This window comes from Pseudomonas sp. HD6515, assembly GCF_024971855.1.
In the GTDB taxonomy this organism is placed as follows: Bacteria; Pseudomonadota; Gammaproteobacteria; order Pseudomonadales; family Pseudomonadaceae; genus Aquipseudomonas; species Aquipseudomonas alloputida.
The window spans coordinates 2930101-2947625 of record NZ_CP079827.1 but is presented as its reverse complement, the minus strand read 5'-3'; the positions used below and the strand labels follow the sequence as shown (position 1 = coordinate 2947625).

Sequence of the window (17525 nt, the reverse complement as noted above, 5' to 3'; positions counted from 1 at the left end):
TGGGCCGCCGTGCGGCGGTGTGCCATGAGGGGAACTTGGTGGGTGGTTTGCTCACCCTCCTGATTGCGTCTGATCGCCCAAGGCGAAAGACCGCTAGACAATAGCCGCCGCCCACCACCCTGGAAACATCTGCTGCACCCGGGGCTCGGCGAAGCGTTCGTCAATCAGCACCAGTACGCCACGGTCCTGATCACCCCGAATAACCCGGCCCGCCGCCTGGACCACCTTGCGCACGCCCGGGTAGAGGTACGCGTAATCGAAACCCGCGCCAAATTGCCGCCCCAGGCGCTGTTTGAACTGCTCGTTGACCGGGTTGACCTGAGGCAGCCCCAGGGTAGCGATAAACGCACCAATCAGCCGCGTGCCGGGCAAATCCACCCCTTCGCCGAAAGCGCCGCCCAATACGGCAAAGCCCACACCTCGGCCATCGGCGACAAAGCGATCGAGAAATGCCTGGCGAGCTGCCTCGTCCATGCCCGGCTCCTGTGACCACAGCGGAATCTGCCCATGCTGCTCGGCCAACAGCCCTGCCACCTGTTGCAGGTATTCGAAGCTGCTGAAGAACGCCAGGTAGTTACCCGGCATGCGCTCATACTGCCGGGCAATCAGGTCAACGATCGGCGCCAGGGAGGCTTGGCGCTGCTGGTAACGGGTGGACACCTGGCTGGCAATGCGCACCTCCAGCTGTTCGGCACGGAACGGCGCGGCCACGTCCAGCCAGGCGGTATCGGCTGGCATGCCCAGCAGGTCGCTGTAGAAGTGCCGTGGGCTCAACGTGGCGGAAAACAGCGTCACACTGCGCGCCGCCTGCATGCGCGGTGCCAGCAGCCGCGCCGGGGTGACATTGCGCAGGCACAGCGTGGCCAGCCGCCGCTTGCGCGGGCCCTGGCGTTGGCTGATGTCGAACAGAAAGTGCTCGTCGAACAGCTCGGCAACCCGGCAGAACTGCAAGGCCTGATAGTAGAACTGCAACACCTGGGGGTCGATGTGCGTGGGGGCCTGGTTCATCTGCTCCTGAATCACCCCGACGCACTGCTGCAGGGCGCGCAGCAGGCCTTCAGGCAGCGACTCACTGGCCTGGTACGGCGCACGCTGCTCTTTATACAGCGCGTTCCACTGCCTGTTCAGGCGGTCCAGCGCACTGACCAGCCCAGGCGGTTTGCTCTGGCGCAACGCCAGCAGCTGGCCCTGGTCAAGGCTGGCGCTATACATGCCGCGCCCCCGCTCGACCAGGTTATGCGCTTCGTCCACCAGTACTGCCACTCGCCACTGGTTGAGCTGGGTCAGGCCGAACAGCAAAGCATGCGCATCGAAGTAGTAGTTGTAGTCGGCGACCAGCACGTCGGCCCAACGCGCCATCTCCTGGCCCAGGTAGTACGGGCACACCTGGTGCGCCAAAGCCACTTCACGCAGGTTGGCGCGGTCGAGCAACGGCAGTGCTGCTGCAGCCTCGCGCGCAGCCGGCAAACGGTCGTAGAAACCTGCGGCCAATGGGCAGGACTCACCATGACAGGCCTTGTCCGGGTACTCACAGGCTTTGTCGCGGGCGATCAACTCCAATGTGCGCAGGGCAGGTTGCGCCGTGGCATCGGTGATCTGGCGCAGGGCATCCAGGGCGAGTGCCCGGCCTGGTGTCTTGGCGGTGAGAAAAAACAGCTTGTCCAGCTGCTGCGGCACCATGGCCTTGAGCAGCGGGAACAAGGTACCAAGGGTTTTGCCAATGCCGGTGCTGGCCTGGGCCATCAGGCAACGGCCGGTACTCACCGCCTTGTACAAGGTTTCAGCCAACTGCCGCTGGCCCTTTCGGAACTGTGGGTAAGGGAAACTCAGCGCCAGCAGGCCTTGGTCACGTTCGGCCAGGCGTCGTTGCTGCGATCGGGCCCAGCCCAGAAAGCGCTGGCACTGGGTTTCGAAGAAGGCCTGCAGCTCGGCAGCCGAACAGTGCTCCGTGAACAGCGTCTGGCTGTCGCTGTCCACGTCGAGGTACACCAGCGCCACCTCGATGGCGGGCAGTTGTCGTGCCTGGCACATCAACCAGCCATAGACCTTGGCCTGCGCCCAGTGCAACTGACGGTGATTGGCCGGTTGACGCGCCAGATCGCCACGGTGCGTCTTGATCTCTTCCAGGCGATTGCTGCCAGGGTCATAGCCATCGGCGCGGCCCCGCACCCTGAGGGTTTCGAACTGGCCTTCAAGGGCGATTTCCGACTCGTAGCCAGCAGCCCGCCGTGCCACCACCCGCTGATGCCCTTCGATACCCTCCTGGGCGGTGGGCGATGGCGTGAAGCGCAGGTCCAGGTCGCCGACCTTGGCGCTGAACTCACACAAGGCGCGCACCGCTACGCTGTAGCTCAAGGCGTTTCGCTCCAGCGCACGTGGCACACCGCGACCGGCAGGCCGTGCTGCCTGCAGAACTCCAGCCAGCGCAGCTGATTGTCCTGCAGGCGGTCACCGGGCCCCTTGACCTCGACCATGCGATAACGGCCCTGCTCGGGCCAGAACTGAATCAGGTCGGGCATGCCGGTACGGTTGTTGCGAATGTCCTGCAACAGGCGCAGGAAACATTGCTTGAGCGCCGCGGCCGGCAGGCAAGCCAAGGCCTGCTCCAGCAGTTCCTCGCTGAGCATGGACCAGAACACGAACGGCGACTGCAGCCCCTGTTTGGCCACGTAGCAGTCGAGAATCGCCTGCCGATGGCTACCCTCGTCGAGCCTCCCGAGGCAGCGTTCGAACAGTGCACTGCGCCGTTGCTGGAAGTCGCTGTCGTGCAGGTCCTGTGGCGCGGCCTGGAACGGGTTGAAGAATGCGCCGGGCACCGGGGCGAAGATGGCCTCCCAGCACAACAGGCCAAACAGGCTGTTGAACAGCGTGTTTTCCACGTAATGCGCCTGCCCCCCCTCTTGCATCAGGTGCTGACGCACGGCTTCTTCAACGCCCAGTGCAGCGTCCCCGCGGGGCAGTTCGAGCTCGATCAGTTCCAGCGGCGTGGTGCGCTGGCGCCGCTGTGGCGGGCCGCCGAGTTTGCGCGCCAGGCGTGGCAGCATGCGCTGCAGCGCCTGCACCTCCAGCGCGTTGGCAGGTGCCGCAGCCAGTTGCACCGCCAGTGCATGGGCCTGGTGCCACTGTTCGGTGCGCTCCAGCACCCTCACCTGGCGAATGCGCGCCTGGGGATGGTTGCATTGCGCATACACCGCCGTGGCCAGGTCCCATTCACCCAGACGTTCGCATTGTTGGCCCACAGCGAATTGCAGCCGCGCATGGCGCCGGGCCAGCCAGGGGTTGCTGCTGTGCAGGCCCTGCAGGGTGGCAAGGATCGGCAGGGGGTCGCCGCCCTGCTCCAGGCGCTCGGCGCACTGGTGCAGCGCCATGGCCAGGTCGACATCGTCACGTTGCTGCAAGGCACGCGAATCGGAGCTGAACGGCACCTGCTCGTAACGCAGCAAGCCCAGGTCGGCAAGGACGAAGTCTGACCAGTCCTGGTACAGGTTGCCGAAGAACAGCAGGCGCATGCGGTCGCACAGAGGTTGCAGGCACCACTGGAGGATGCGCACCTCGCTGTCAGGAAACCACTCGACCAGTGACCGGGCTGCCAGCGCCAGGGGTTGCAGCTGTGCCAACAACTCATGCTTGGCCGCGCGCGGGCGGTTCAGTTGCCGGGCGAAGCAGCGGGCCAGTTCTTCCTTGCGCAGCAACGCGAACAGCTGTTCAAGGTCCAGTTGCTCGGGCTCCCGTACCCAGCCGAGGGCCAGCAACGGCTGCAGCGCCAGCGCAGTATCGCCGATTTCGGCGTAGTCGAGCCGATCGCTGCGAAACAACTCGCCTTTGCGCATCACCATGCGCACCATCAAGGCCTGGGCTGGCGCTTGCAGTTGACTGAAGGCACGGATGAAGGCCAGTTCCTGGTCATCGAGCAGGTCCTGGTAGCGCTGTTCGACCCACAGCACGACCTGGCGGAAGTTATGCAGGTAGTAGAACGGGTCGTCGACGGAATGGGCGATCACGGGCGGAAGTCAGATGGCGGCAACAGGCACTGTTTATACATACAGATACCCCTCCATGACAAGCGCCGCGGGTCGCGTCACAATCAACCAAGGGTTCAGGGGCTGCACTGCAGCCCCCGTAGCGTTCACGCCTGTTCAGTTGCGCCAGCCATCCCGCCTGCCTCGACCTTGGCACTGCCAATGGGTGCCTGTAGCAGCAGGAAGTACGCCACCGCCGAGCACAGCGCCACCACCGCGCTGATCATGAACGCTGTGGTGAACGAGCCCGAGTACTGGATGCTGAAGCCCGTCGCGATCGGTGCCACCGAGCCTGCGATGTAACCGCCGAAGTTCTGGATCGAGCCAAACGAGGCCACGCGCTGGCTGTCGACAATGGTGTTGACGATCATCCAGGCGGTGGCACTGGCCATATTGATGCTGAACAGCGCCAGGCAAAGCAGCATGATGCACCCCGTCAGGCCGGTGACGAACGACAGTGGCAAGGTGAACAGCGCTGCCAGCACCAGGCCAGTGATGACACTGAACTTGCGGCTGCCCAGCACGCTCATGCCACGCCTTACCAGCCAGTCACAGAAGCGCCCGGCAACGATGGTACCCGCCGCACCGAAGCCATACGCCAGCGACACCACCCAGGCGGTCTTGTACAGGTCCAGGCCATGCTCGCGCTCGAAGTAGCCCGGCAGCCAGGTCAGGTGCAGCCAGAGCATGTAGATCACCCCCATGAAACCCAACACCGCGCCCCAGGTACTGCGGTGCTTGAACAGATCAAGCCAGCCGGCAAAGTACGAAGCCTTCGGCGCGGTTACCGTGGCGGCCGCAGCCTGGCGCTCACTCGGCAGCGGTTTGCCTTCGGCGGCAAGCTCTGCCAGAAAACGGGCCTTGCTCTTGTAGAAGGTCAGCCAGCACAGCGCCAGCACCACGCCGATCACGCCGGTGATGATGAACATGCCGCGCCAGCCAAAGTTGACCATGAACAGCGTCAGCAACGGCGGCGCCAGGCAGGGGCCAAGACAGGTCGACGACCAGACCACACCGGTCGGGGTGCCGCGCTCGTTGGCGTCGAACCACTCCGACAATGCTTTGGCCGCCGATGGGAACATCGGCGCCTCGCCAATCCCCAGCAACACCCGCAGGCCCATGAAACCGGCAAAACTGTTGACCATGCCAAACGCCGCCTGGGCAACCGACCAGCCCAGCAACGAGGCGCCGAGGGCGATCTTGCTGCCCAGGCGGTCGATGATCATGCCCATTGGCAACTGGGCAAAGGCATAGGCAATGGAAAACGCCGACAACAGGATGCCCATCTGCGACGGGCTGATCATCATGTCTTTCTGGATGGAGGTGTTGGCGATCGACAGCGCACTACGGTCCAGGTAGTTGACGATGCCGATCAGCAGCAGGAACACGACGGTAATGCGCTGGTACTTCTTCATTGGGTTCATGTGATGACCTTTATTATTATTGTTGCCGCGCTGTCAGCGCCTTGACGATCCCTCGATGATGCTGCGCCCCTCCCTGACGCAGCGAGCCGTTCAAAGCGGGCGGGCGGTGGCCGCAACCTCCAGCAGGCCACGCCGGCCGAGGTTGTCGATCAACGCGCGCAGGCCGAAGTCCCACTGCGGTGCCAGATCGCTGGTGGTCACGCGGTTGCACAGGGTACCCAGTTGCGGGTTGCTGATGCTCACCACGTCACCCGGTTTGTGGGTAAAGCCGTTACCCGGCTGATCGCGGTCCTGCTTGGGGGCGAACAGGGTACCGAGGAACAGCACCAGGCCGTCAGGATACTGGTGGTTTTCGTTGAGGGTTTGCTGCACCAGGTCTTGCGGGTCACGGCTGATCTGGCGCATGGAACTGCGCCCGGAGAGGATAAAGCCGTCCTCGCCTTCCACCCGCAGGTCCACCTCGGCAGCACGCACATCGTCCAGGCCGAAGCTCTCGTCAAACAACCGCAGCAGCGGGCCCAGTGCAGTGGAGGCGTTGTTGTCCTTGGCCTTGGACAGCAGCAACGCGCTACGCCCTTCGAAGTCACGCAGGTTGACGTCGTTGCCGAGCATGGCGCCCTTGATGCTGCCATTGCTCGACACGGCCAGCACCACTTCCGGTTCTGGGTTGTTCCAGCTGGACTTGGGGTGGATGCCGATGTCGGCGCCGTGGCCAACCGCGGACAGCGGTTGGGCCTTGGTGAACACTTCGGCATCCGGGCCTATACCCACCTCCAGGTACTGCGACCACAGGCCCTGCTCTACCAGCACCTTGCGCAGCGCTTCGGCCTGAACCGAGCCGGGCACGATCTGCGACAGGTCGGCGCCGATGCGGCTGGCCAGGGTGTCACGGATGGCGTCGGCCTTGGCCGGGTCGCCCTTGGCTTGTTCTTCTACCACACGCTCCAGCAGGCTGGTGGCGAAGGTCACACCAGCGGCCTTCACCGCTTGCAGGTCGATCGGCGCCAGCAGCCACGGCTGGTGCGGGGTGCGCCGTGCGGGATCGCTGTTGCCCAGCAATGCCGGCAGCGCAATCAAGGGGTCGGCCAGCGGCAAGGCACGCAGGTAGGCCACCGGATCGTCCACTTCCAGCAGCGCCGAGACGGTCGCCACGTGGGTGCTGATGTCGTAGACAGCGCCGGCTTTCACCAGCACCACCGCCGGCCCCTGCTCCGGCAACCAGACGCGCCCTACCCAGCTGCCGCGGTCGAAAACGCTGGCATCATGGTTCAGTGGCAGCGGTTGATTGGCGTTCGTTCGATCAGTCATCTGTGTTCCCTTGCTGTGCATCATTGGAAAAGTCCCGGCAGTTGCAACTGCCCAGCCACGCGCTCAAGGTCGGCTATCAGCTGCGGCGAAAGGCTCACGCCCTGCTCCACGGCCTGGCGACGCAGGGCAAGGCCTGCTTGCCCCGGCAGGCGTACCGGGCGTTCGGGGTCGAGCGGGCGGCTTGCCAGAACCAATCCCCCCAGGAAGCTGGTTTCGTCGAGGAACGCCTCCAGGCCGCCGAACATGCGCGGGTCAATCACCAGCGCAGTGGCCGAGGCGCCCCACTGGTCCGGTGCATCCTTGCGCCCATGGCCGGCCAGCCCCGAGGTGAGGGCTTCGACCAACAGCGCAAGGGCAAACCCTTTATGGCCAAAGGCCTGGCCGCCGAGCGGCAGGATGCTGCCTTGCGGGCGGGTAAAGAAATCGCCCGGGTCATCGCTGAGCTGCCCGTCATTGCTCACCAGCACCGGGTGCGGCAGACGTCGGCCGGCATCGCGGCATTGGCCGACCAGGCCAAGGGTGACGGTGGACATGCTGACATCCAGCAGGATCGGCTCACCCTGGGTCGGGATACCGGCAGCAATAGGGTTGGGGGTGTACACCGGGTCGATGCCACCATGAGCACAGACCAACCCCGCCGACGGATCCGACGAGTAGACGATGGCCAGCAACCCTTGGTCGGTGTATGGCTTGAGGTAGGCGGCCAGGCAGCCGATATGGGCAGCGCGGCGTACTACCGCAATACCGATGCCCTGCTTGGTCGCGCCCGCGGCCGCGCAATCCAGTGCCCGGCTGACGCAATAGGGCCCCAACACGTAGTGGCCGTCGAACAGGCTGGAAACACCACTGTCGGCGACCTGCTCCAGTGCCTGCGCGCGGGCCTTGACCTGCCCGCTGAGCACGCCGTCGATGTAGCGGCTGACCAGGTTGAGGCCATGGGTACGGTGGCCGAGCAGTTCGCCTTCGAGCAGCACCCGGGTCACCACCTGGGCGACCTCCACGTCGGCTCCGGCTTTCATGAACAGTTGCTCGACAAACGTGGTAAGCGTTTGCACGTTGTACCGTGTGGTTTGAATCATTGCAGTTGCCTCGCAAATGGGACGGGAGCGGTCAATCAGGTCACGGCGCCGATCTGCCACGGGACGAACTCGTTTTGCCCGTAGCCGTGCTGTTCGCTCTTGCTGCGTTCCCCGGAGGCAATGCGCAGCATCTGCTCGAAGATGAATGCGCCGCGCTCTTCGATGCTGGTGGAGCCATCGGCGATGCCGCCACAATTGACGTCCATGTCCTCTTGCTGGTGCTCGAACACCCGGTTGTTGGTTGCCAGCTTGATCGATGGCGCCGGGGCACAGCCGTAGGCCGAGCCGCGGCCGGTGGTGAAGGCGATCAGGTTGGCCCCGCCGGCCACCTGACCGGTGGCCGAGACCGGGTCGTAGCCGGGGGTGTCCATGAACACCAGGCCCTGGGCACGCACGGCTTGCGCGTACTGATACACATCGACCAGGTTGCTGGAACCTGCCTTGGCCACTGCGCCCAGGGATTTCTCGAGGATAGTGGTCAGCCCCCCTGCCTTGTTGCCGGCCGAGGGGTTGTTGTTCAATTCGGCGTTCATACGCTGGCAGTAGTCTTCCCACCAGCGAATGCGCGCCACCAGCTTCTCCCCCACCTCACGGCTTACCGCGCGGCGCGTGAGCAAGTGCTCGGCACCATAGATTTCCGGGGTTTCGGAGAGAATGGCGGTACCACCGGCGGCCACCAGGCGGTCAACGGCATTGCCCAGTGCCGGGTTGGCGGTGATTCCCGAATAGCCATCTGAGCCGCCGCACTGCAGGCCGACCACCAGGTGGCGGGCACTGACCGGCTGGCGCCGTACCTGATTGGCCTCGGCCAACAGCGCCTTGACCTGGGCGATACCGGCAGCGATGGTTTTCGAGGTGCCCCCGATCCCTTGGATGGTAAAGGCGCGCAGTTGCGCACTCGCCTGCAGGCCCTGGGTTTCCAGCAGGGTTTCGATCTGGTTGGTTTCGCAGCCCAGGCCGATGATCAGCACGGCAGCGAAGTTGGGGTGGACGGCGTACCCGGCCAGGGTGCGGCGCAGCAGGCCCAAGGCTTCACCGCTCGGGTCCACTGCGCAGCCGGCACCGTGGGTCAGGGCGACCACACCGTCGACATTCGGGTAGTCGGCCAGCACCTCGGGGTGAATGTCACGGCGGAAATGGTCGGCCACGGCCCGGGCCACGGTTGCCGAACAGTTCACCGAGGTGAGAATGCCGATGTAGTTGCGGGTAGCGACACGGCCATCGGCGCGCACGATGCCCTGGAACTGCGCGGCGCTGCCTGGCAGGCTGCGGGTATCGACACCAAACGCGTAGTCGCGGGCAAAATCGCCCATCTGCACGTTGTGCACGTGCACATGGTCGCCAGCGTCGATCGCCTGGGACGCAAACCCGATGATCTGCCCGTAACGGCGCAACGGCTGGCCTTGCGCCACAGGCTCGGTGGCGAGCTTGTGGCCTGAAGGGATGGGCTGGCGCACGGTAATCGCCTCGGCATCCAGGCGCACGCCCGGCGCCAGGGCCTGGCGGGCGATGACGACGTTGTCCAAAGGGTTGAGGCGGATGACGGCGGGGTCACCGGATTTGGCAATCAGTTGCATGGGACCTCTCAGGGCGGAGCGGCTGACTTCTTGTTATGGCTGTCGCCACTGTAAGAAGCCTGGTGCCGCATTCCCAATGAGATGATCCGATCGAGCGATAACCTGGAGTTATCGCAAGGGTATTTGGGTGCGTGATCTTCAATCGGCTAGGGGTGGAACGCAGCATCTGCCGGAGATTGCCGCCGTCGCTGCGCGCCCCCCAGCAGAATCTCGACAAACGCCCTGGCGGAGGCGCTCAGCGGTTCATCCTTGCGGGTGACCACACCATACTCCAGCGCGGGCACCTGCAAAGGGCTGCGCAGCTCCCTGAACTGCCCGCTGGCCAACTGCGCGGCCACCATCGAGCGCGGCAGCATGGCAATCATCGGTGCCGATTGCAGCAACTGCAGGAACATGGGCATGGAGATGGTCTCCACGCAGTCGGCAGGCGTGGCGATTCCGGCCACTCGGAACGCCTGCTCCAGGCGGTTGCGGATCGGCGTACCCACCGGGTACAGCACCCACGGCCAATCGCCTAGCGCCTCAAGCGGTGTGTTGTCGAGCCGGTTGAGCGGGTGCTCGCTGTTCACCACCAGGCTGAAGGGTTCAGGCTCCAGCGGCTGGAAGTCGAACAGCTGACCGAAGCGTTCCTCGGTGAAGCGGCCAATCATGATGTCCAGCTTGTTCTGCTCGAGCATGGTCAGCAGGTGATCGCTGGAATGCTCCACCACTTCAATCGACAGTAACGGGCTTCGCGCCTTGATGGCGGCGATGGCCTGCGGCAATACCAATGCGGTCGCGGCAAAGATCCCGCCAACCCGGATGAAACCGTGCCCGCCGTTGCGCAGGCGGTTGACCTGGTCGACGAACTGTTGCGACTCGGCCAGGGCACCCTGGGCGTACCGCACCACGTATTCACCCAACTCGGTGGGTGGCATGCTGCGAGGCAGGCGCTCGAACAGGGCAAAGCCGAACTGCTCCTCAAGGTCACGCAGCATTTTGCTGAGCGCCGGCTGGCTGAGGTTCATGCGCGTGGCGGTGGCGTGCATATTGCGCGTGCGCGCCAGCGTGTCGATCAACACCAGGTGCTTGTAGCGGATCCAGTTGCAAAAGCTGGAATGGGTCATGTCCGGCGGCATAGACGCAGGGCCTCATGCAGGTGAAAGTTATTGTGCCCGCAGGTAGCGCAGCAAGGTATCAAGGGCAACCGAGTTGGGCCGCGAGCGCAGGGTCAGCACGCCGAGGTTGGCCATCGCCAGTGGCAACTCCACCGGCAGGATGGCGACCATGCCATAGCGGGCATAATGCTGGGCCACGTCATTGGGCACCACCGCAATCATTTCGGACGCTTCGAGCATGGCAGTGGTCGCCAGGATCGAAGCGGTTTCGACGATATCCAGCGACTGCACCATGCCACCGGCCTGCAATGCGCTTTCGACGCGACGGCGCATCGGGCTGCCGATGGGGTGCAAGATCCACGTCAAGCTCACCAGGTCGGCCAGCTGCAGCCCTGTGGCTGTCGCCAAGGGATGACCTGCGCGAGCAATTACGCGCATCTGCTCACCGCCGTCGAACAGCTCGATATTCAGTTCCTGGCTGTCGCTCTGATCCGGCAGGCGCCCCACTACCATATCGAAATCACCGCGTAGCAAGGCCGGCAGCAAGGTGTCGCTGGTGCCCACTTCCAGCGAGATACGCACCTTGGGCTGGTCGCGCTTGTAGGCCAGCACCGCCTTGGTCAGCACGCCCGGTACCGGGCCCATGACGCTGCCCACCCGCACCAGGCCCAACGCCCCGCGCGCCAGTTCGGCGATTTGCGCCTGGGCATGATCGAACTCATGCAATGCGTTTTGCGCATAGCGAATCATCACCTCGCCATACAGCGTCGCTTGCATCCCCCGGGGCAGGCGCTCGAACAAACGTACCCCCAGGCGCTCCTCAAGCTGCTGTAGCAACAGGCTGGCGGCCGGTTGCGTGGTGTGCATCGCGGCGGCGGCGCGGCGCAGGTTGCCGAATTCGCCCAGGGCATTGAGCAACGTGATCTGACGGCTGGAAATCTTCAAGGCACCGAGGCCGGCAGGCGCCTGGGCCTTGTCAGGTGGCAAGCGAGACATATCGAATCCGGTATCACTGATTAAGATTTGGCGATTATGCCTGTATCGCTCGACAACCTACAGTCAGCTCTCCCTGTGCCTGAACAGAACAAGAGTCGACCATGAGCATACGCATTACCCACCTGAGCGTTCGCGATATCCGTTTCCCCACTTCGCTGTCGCTGGATGGCTCCGACGCCATGAACAGTGCCCCCGACTATTCGGCGGCCTACGTGGTGCTGCACACCGACGCTGCAGCCCTCGAAGGCCACGGCCTGACCTTCACCATTGGCCGTGGCAACGAGATATGCGCGGCAGCGGTGCAGTCGCTGGCCCCCTTGATCGTCGGCCTTACGCTCGAAGAAATCAGCGCCGACATGGGCGCTTTCTGGCATCGCTTTACCGTCAGCGACAGCCAGTTGCGCTGGCTGGGCCCGGAAAAGGGCGTGATCCACCTGGCCACCGCCGCCATCATCAACGCGGTGTGGGACCTGTGGGCCAAGCACGAGGGCAAGCCCGTGTGGAAACTGCTGGCCGACATGACGCCAGAGCAGCTGGTGCGCTGCCTGGACTTCAGCTACGTCACCGACGTGCTCACCCCCGAAGAGGCCATCGCCCTGCTGCGCCGCCAGGCGCCGGGCAAAGCCCAGCGCGAGGCACACATGCTGCGTGAAGGCTACCCCGGGTACACCACTGCCCCGGGCTGGCTGGGCTACAGCGAAGAGAAAATGCGCAAACTGGCCCGCGAGGCCGTGGCAGACGGCTGGACCCACATCAAACAGAAGATCGGGGCCGACCTGGAAGAAGACATCCGCCGCGCCAGCATCCTGCGCGACGAAATCGGCTGGGAACGCACCCTGATGATGGATGCCAACCAAGTGTGGGGCGTCGAAGAGTCGGTGGCCAACATGCGCCGCCTGGCCGCCTTCGAACCGCTTTGGATCGAAGAACCGACCAGCCCCGATGACATTCTCGGCCACGCCACCATTCGCCAGCGCATTGCGCCAATCGGTGTCGCCACCGGTGAGCACTGCCACAACCGGGTGATGTTCAAGCAGATGTTCCAGGCCGGTGCACTGGACTTCTGCCAGCTGGACGCAGCCCGCCTGGGCGGCCTTAACGAGGTCCTGATCGTGCTGCTGATGGCCGCCAAGTACGACGTGCCGGTCTGCCCGCACGGCGGTGGCGTCGGGCTGTGCGAGTATGTGCAGAACATCGCGCTTTTCGACTACATCGCGGTGTCTGCCTCGCTGCACAACCGGGTGCTGGAGTATGTCGACCACCTGCACGAGCACTTCATCGACCCGGTGGTGATCCATCGCGGGCGCTACATGCCGCCACAACGCCCTGGCTACAGCATCGAGATGCACGCTGAGACCCTGGAACGTTATCAGTACCCCAACGGCGCAGTGTGGCTCGACATCAACCGTTCCTGACCCACAGACCTGAGTGTGCCGCTGCTGCGCGGCACACCACCAGCACTTTTCACGGGGAAAAAAACAATGACAACCCTCACCCGCGCAGCGGCTTGCGCCCCTGCCACCACCCATGAGCAGCGCTTGAACGGCCTGCTGCTACGCAAATTGATGCCACTGCTCATCGTCGTCTACGTGATGAGCTTTCTTGACCGCACCAACATCGCCCTGGCGAAAGCCAGCATGGGCATCGACCTGGGCCTTTCGGCAGCCGCCTATGGCCTGGGCGCGGGCTTGTTCTTCCTTACCTATGCCTTGGCCGAAGTGCCCAGCAACCTGATCATGCACCGGGTGGGCGCGCGCTTCTGGATCACCCGTATCATGATTACCTGGGGTTTGCTCTCGGCAGGCATGGCCTTCGTTCAGGGTGAAACCTCGTTCTACATCATGCGCCTGCTGCTGGGGGTAGCCGAAGCTGGCCTGTTCCCCGGGGTAATGCTGTACCTGACCTACTGGTTCGACCGCGAACAACGCGCCCGTGCCACGGGGTACTTCCTGCTGGGTGTGTGCCTGGCCAACATCCTTAGCGGCCCGCTGGGCGGTGCCCTGCTGGAGCTGGACGGTGTACTGGGCTGGCATGGCTGGCAATGGCTGTTCGTGCTCGAAGGCCTGCCCGCCGTAGCCCTGGCCTATGTGGTGTGGAAGAAGCTGCCGGACGGTCCGGCCTCGGCGCCTTGGCTGACGGCTGCCGACGCCCAGGACATCGAGCGCCGCCTGGCGGCAGAGCAGGCGGCCGCACCGCAGCAGAGCAAGCTGGGGCAGATGTTCCGCGACCGGCAGATCTGGCTGGCGATCGTGGTCTACTTCGTGCACCAGATCACCATCTACACGGTGATTTTCTTCCTGCCGGGCATTATCGGCACCTACGCTGCGCTTTCGCCCTTCCAGGTCGGCCTGTTGACAGCAGTGCCGTGGATTGCAGCAGCCATGGGTGCAGCGACCTTCCCACGCCTGGCCACCTCGCCGCGCCGCTGCCGCACCCTGCTGTTCTTTGGCCTGCTGACCATGGCGGCCGGATTGCTGCTGGCATCGCTGGCCAACTCGTTCATCGGCCTGATCGGGTTTTCCCTGACCGCGCTGATGCTGTTCGTGGTGCAGTCGATCATCTTCGTCTTCCCCTCCAGCCGACTGAGCGGCAGCGCGTTGGCGGCGGGCCTGGCCTTCGTCACCACTTGCGGTCTGTTTGGCGGCTTCGTCGGGCCGTCGGTGATGGGCCTGATCGAGCAGACCACCGGCAGCACCCGCAACGGGTTGTGGATCATTGCAGCGTTGCTGGTATGTGCGGCGCTGGTCAGTACCCGTTTGCGTCAAGGGCAAGAGCAACCCTGAGGCGTACTCAATTTACACCCCCTGCAGGTGGCTCTTTGTGCTGCGAGTGAGCCTTGAGATCTTCAGGCCGTCATTTCACTTGTCGGCCCTCTCGCAGCACTTGGCGGCGCCTGCAAGCGTCTTGATTTCAACTTGAGAAGCGGGTGTTTCGCCCGCAGCGCACCTCAAGCGCCTGCGCCAGTCGCCTTACCGCCAGTTGCAGTTCATCCGGGCGCCCCCCCAGCCAGATCAGCGCAAGGTGTTGAGGGTAATGCCCCGGCAGGCCGAACTGCTCGCCCGGCAGTGCGTGCAATGCAGAACCTGCCAACGCTGCGGCAATACCGTCCCACGCCAGCGGCTGGCAAAAGCTCACCCACAGCATTTGCCCACCTTGCGGCATGTCGAAGACCACCCGTTGACCGAATTGCGACTGCAGTACATGCGCCAGGTATTGCGTACGCCTTTGCAAGTCTGTGCGTTGCTGTACCAGCTGCGTTTCGATTTCCCCCTTGCCGAGCATGTGAGCAAGCGCCTGCAAACGTAGCGGCGCAAGCCGAAACGCCCGTTCAGCGAATGCCTTGGCCAACACGGTGTCACGGCTCAGTAAATAGGCATACGGCGCCTCTGCCCCCACTGCGGCCTCGAACGTGCCCATCACCAGAAGCCAGCGCGGGTCGATCCAGTCACGCAGGCGTGTGCTCGGCGGCCCGTCGTAACAGAGCTCGCTGTCCAGGTCGTTTTCCAGCAGCCATACAGGGTGCTGGCCAAGCAAAAGACCAAGCTGCTGCTGGTAATACGGTGAAACCAGCCGACCTTGTGGCATGCCCAGGCAAGACGGCATGACCAGCAGGCTTACCGGCTCGCTACCCAGCAGCTTGGCCAACGCGTGCAGCTCGGGGTTGCCACGGGCATCCAGTGGTGTTTCCAGCACGCGCATGCCGGCACGCGCCAGGGCGCGCAACACTTGCCAGCAACAAGGCGAATGCACCAATGCGGTACCACCTTGCAGGGCCAGCGCCGCTAGCAGCGTCTCCAGCACCGCCAGCACATCGGGAGCTAGCTGGACATCATCGGCATGCCAGTACTGATTGGAGCAGCGGGTGTATCGCTCAGCCACAGCATTGCGCAAACGGGCGCTACCCAGCGCTTCCCAGGACGCAACGCTGCGATCACGCTGACGGGCCAAACGCCGTTCGTGACCAAGCAGCATGCGCTCCAACAGTGGCTGCGTCGGCAAGGGAGGCTGCCGGGCCACGGCCACGGCCTGATCTTTGCCACCGCTCTGTACGTAATAGCCCGACCTCGGCAGGCAGTGTACACGGCCCTCCTCTTCCAGCAGGCTGTAGGCACTTTGTACCGTGGCCAACGACACCCGCAGCCGCCGGGACAGCTCACGCAATGATGGCAACCGGCATGTGCCAACGCCTGCAGCTTGTTCGATCAACGCTTCCAGGTAGCGATACACCTTGCGATACGCGAACTCGCCTGGGGCCGCTCGCCCCATCAAGGCAGCCCCGCAACACCACGCCGCCGCCCCAACGTCAGCTGCGGCAGCAGCCTCAGGTGTACATCGCGGCGGGCCAGGTTGTTAAGCAGGCGCCATCCCGCCAGCGGCAACTGCCCATCATAAATTTGCCGCAGTTGCCCCAACGGCAAGCCACTGGTATTCACCAGCCAGGCTTTGACTGCATCGGGGCAGGGTTTGCCTTGCAAGGCCCTGTGCAGGTACGGCAACGCCACCACCATGTCGGCGTGCCGACACTGCAAGAACCGCTCGAGGTTTTTCCCCTGCCTGGCAAACGGGCTGAACAGCAGGCACACCAGTTGGGCCTGATTGATGCCGTAGGCTTTGCCCAATAGCAACGACGCGGCGTCACGCTGCTTGCTGCCGCCCGCCTGCCCTGCCAGCCTCAGCGCTGGGCGCCCGGCCAGCGGCTCCAGACTGCGGGCGCGCAGTTCATGCAGCTGGGCCGTGGCTAGCGAGTCAACGAATTCGGACAGCGGCAAAGCATCCGCAGCCGTCTCGAAGTGACAACCCAGCATCGCGTCAAGCTGCGGCTCTTCAAGCAAGTGCGGCAACAGGTCATCAATAGCAATCAGCCGCACCGGCGCGCGCTCCGGTACGGCGCCTGGAACCGGCTCGTGCTGACCACCCGGTGCGCCCCCAACAGCACCGTGCAATCGGCTCAGCCCTTGGGCCAGCGCCGCCAGGCACTGGTGCACTGCATGCGAGCCACGCACGCCGGCCAGGCGCAGGCTACGCCGGGCCCACGCCAGGTATCGGCGCCGCTGCAGCCCGGGCATGGCGGTGACCAACGCATCGGGAGGCACCGCTGCCTGCAGCGCCTGACCCACGGCCCCGGCCAGCTCCAGGTGCAGGCGGCAGCCCAGCAGGGCTTCAGGCCTGGCATCGATCATGTGGCCGAACATCAACATCGCGTCCCTCGCCAGCAGCCAGCGCTCAGGCATTACCGAGAGCCGACGACTGAACGGCACCACTGCGCGCCCCTCGATCATCTGCAATTGCACCCGCGGGTCATCCTGCATGAACAACGCGCTAAAACTGCGCTCGTGAGCTTCCAGCGTGGCGCTATCGGCAACCGGCAGGCTGACCACCAATACCCGCAGCTGGAAGGTTACCGGCGAACGCAGGGCAATGCTCAGTTGCGCGGCACGCAACATGGCCAGCAGCCGGCTGCTATGGCGGTCGCTCCCTTGCAATACCTGCAAGCTGAAAGTACCGATGTACTCCGGCCCGCCTGCAGCGACCAACAGGCGTTGTATCAGCAACTGCAAGGAAGCGCGCTGGGCCTGGGACATGTGGTTCAACAAGCGCTCGAGTACTTGCTGGTAGATATAATGCATCGCCTGGTCGTGAATAGCAGTCACGCAATCACCTCATCAACTTCATGCAGCCAGCGCATGCGGTATCCAACATTTGAACGTGAACATGCACCGAACTTACCTAGAAGAAATTTCTTACAACAAAATGAAAGTAATGACGTAACCCTTCACTGTCGCCAAGCCATCGAGAAGAAACCACCCCTGCGATGGCCTGTCGCTGTCACATGCTGCTCTATATCAGGCATAGCCATGCTCATCCCACGTTCCTTGCACAAACTATCATTGGGCCATTATCGAGAGGGAGGCAGCATGAATTGAAGATACAGTTCAGGGTAAAAAAACCATTCAGCATCCGTGTCAGTTCACAGTGACTCGCAAGGCAAAAGCGTTCAAGGCTGATTATTTGCCGGAATATTTCT

The 17525-nt window shown here is 63.8% G+C and carries 12 protein-coding genes; 2 read left to right on the top strand and 10 right to left on the bottom strand.

Going from position 1 to position 17525, the window contains the following annotated elements; genetic code table 11:
* Window positions 1–93: 93 nt before the first annotated feature.
* The 8 genes from KW568_RS13650 to KW568_RS13615 form a co-directional block, all read right to left on the bottom strand.
* On the bottom strand, window positions 94–2355 hold the full coding sequence (locus tag KW568_RS13650) for an ATP-dependent DNA helicase (protein WP_004576551.1): 2262 nt from the start codon (window positions 2353–2355) through the stop codon (window positions 94–96).
* Window positions 2352–4001 (bottom strand): VRR-NUC domain-containing protein, encoded by a 1650-nt coding sequence (locus KW568_RS13645; protein ID WP_003253934.1) that lies wholly within the window; start codon window positions 3999–4001, stop codon window positions 2352–2354. Before KW568_RS13645 ends, KW568_RS13650 begins: the two co-directional genes overlap by 4 nt.
* Before the next feature lie 125 nt (window positions 4002–4126).
* A complete protein-coding gene (locus tag KW568_RS13640) occupies window positions 4127–5434 on the bottom strand; it encodes an MFS transporter (RefSeq protein WP_003253935.1) in 1308 nt (435 codons plus the stop codon).
* Window positions 5435–5533: 99 nt separating this feature from the next.
* Complete coding sequence (locus KW568_RS13635) at window positions 5534–6751, bottom strand: fumarylacetoacetate hydrolase family protein (protein WP_004576550.1); 1218 nt, start codon at window positions 6749–6751, stop codon at window positions 5534–5536.
* Window positions 6752–6771: 20 nt separating this feature from the next.
* Entirely contained in the window at window positions 6772–7830 is a 1059-nt protein-coding gene (locus tag KW568_RS13630) for an Ldh family oxidoreductase (protein ID WP_004576549.1), read from the bottom strand.
* Between the two features lie 35 nt (window positions 7831–7865).
* Window positions 7866–9407, bottom strand: a complete 1542-nt coding sequence (locus KW568_RS13625) for a UxaA family hydrolase (RefSeq protein ID WP_003253938.1) — start codon at window positions 9405–9407, stop codon at window positions 7866–7868.
* Window positions 9408–9553: 146 nt separating this feature from the next.
* On the bottom strand, window positions 9554–10525 hold the full coding sequence (locus tag KW568_RS13620) for a LysR family transcriptional regulator (protein ID WP_004576548.1): 972 nt from the start codon (window positions 10523–10525) through the stop codon (window positions 9554–9556).
* Between the two features lie 27 nt (window positions 10526–10552).
* Window positions 10553–11500: a LysR family transcriptional regulator gene (locus tag KW568_RS13615; protein WP_003253940.1), complete on the bottom strand. Its 948-nt coding sequence runs from the start codon at window positions 11498–11500 to the stop codon at window positions 10553–10555.
* Between the two features lie 101 nt (window positions 11501–11601).
* On the opposite strand from KW568_RS13615, the gene KW568_RS13610 reads away from it, so the two are divergent.
* Both KW568_RS13610 and KW568_RS13605 read left to right on the top strand, forming a co-directional pair.
* Window positions 11602–12915, top strand: a complete 1314-nt coding sequence (locus tag KW568_RS13610) for an L-fuconate dehydratase (RefSeq protein WP_003253941.1) — start codon at window positions 11602–11604, stop codon at window positions 12913–12915.
* 66 nt (window positions 12916–12981) lie between these two features.
* Window positions 12982–14283 carry an MFS transporter gene (locus tag KW568_RS13605; protein WP_003253942.1) on the top strand — a complete coding sequence of 434 codons (1302 nt, stop codon included), beginning with the start codon at window positions 12982–12984 and terminating at the stop codon, window positions 14281–14283.
* Window positions 14284–14410: 127 nt separating this feature from the next.
* Here KW568_RS13605 and KW568_RS13600 read toward each other — a convergent pair whose 3' ends face one another.
* Window positions 14411–15766, bottom strand: coding sequence for a GntR family transcriptional regulator (locus KW568_RS13600; protein WP_003253943.1), 1356 nt, complete (start codon window positions 15764–15766; stop codon window positions 14411–14413).
* A complete protein-coding gene (locus KW568_RS13595; protein ID WP_003253944.1) occupies window positions 15766–17151 on the bottom strand; it encodes a hypothetical protein in 1386 nt (461 codons plus the stop codon). The genes KW568_RS13600 and KW568_RS13595 overlap by 1 nt, the downstream gene beginning before the upstream one ends.
* Window positions 17152–17525 lie beyond the last annotated feature (374 nt).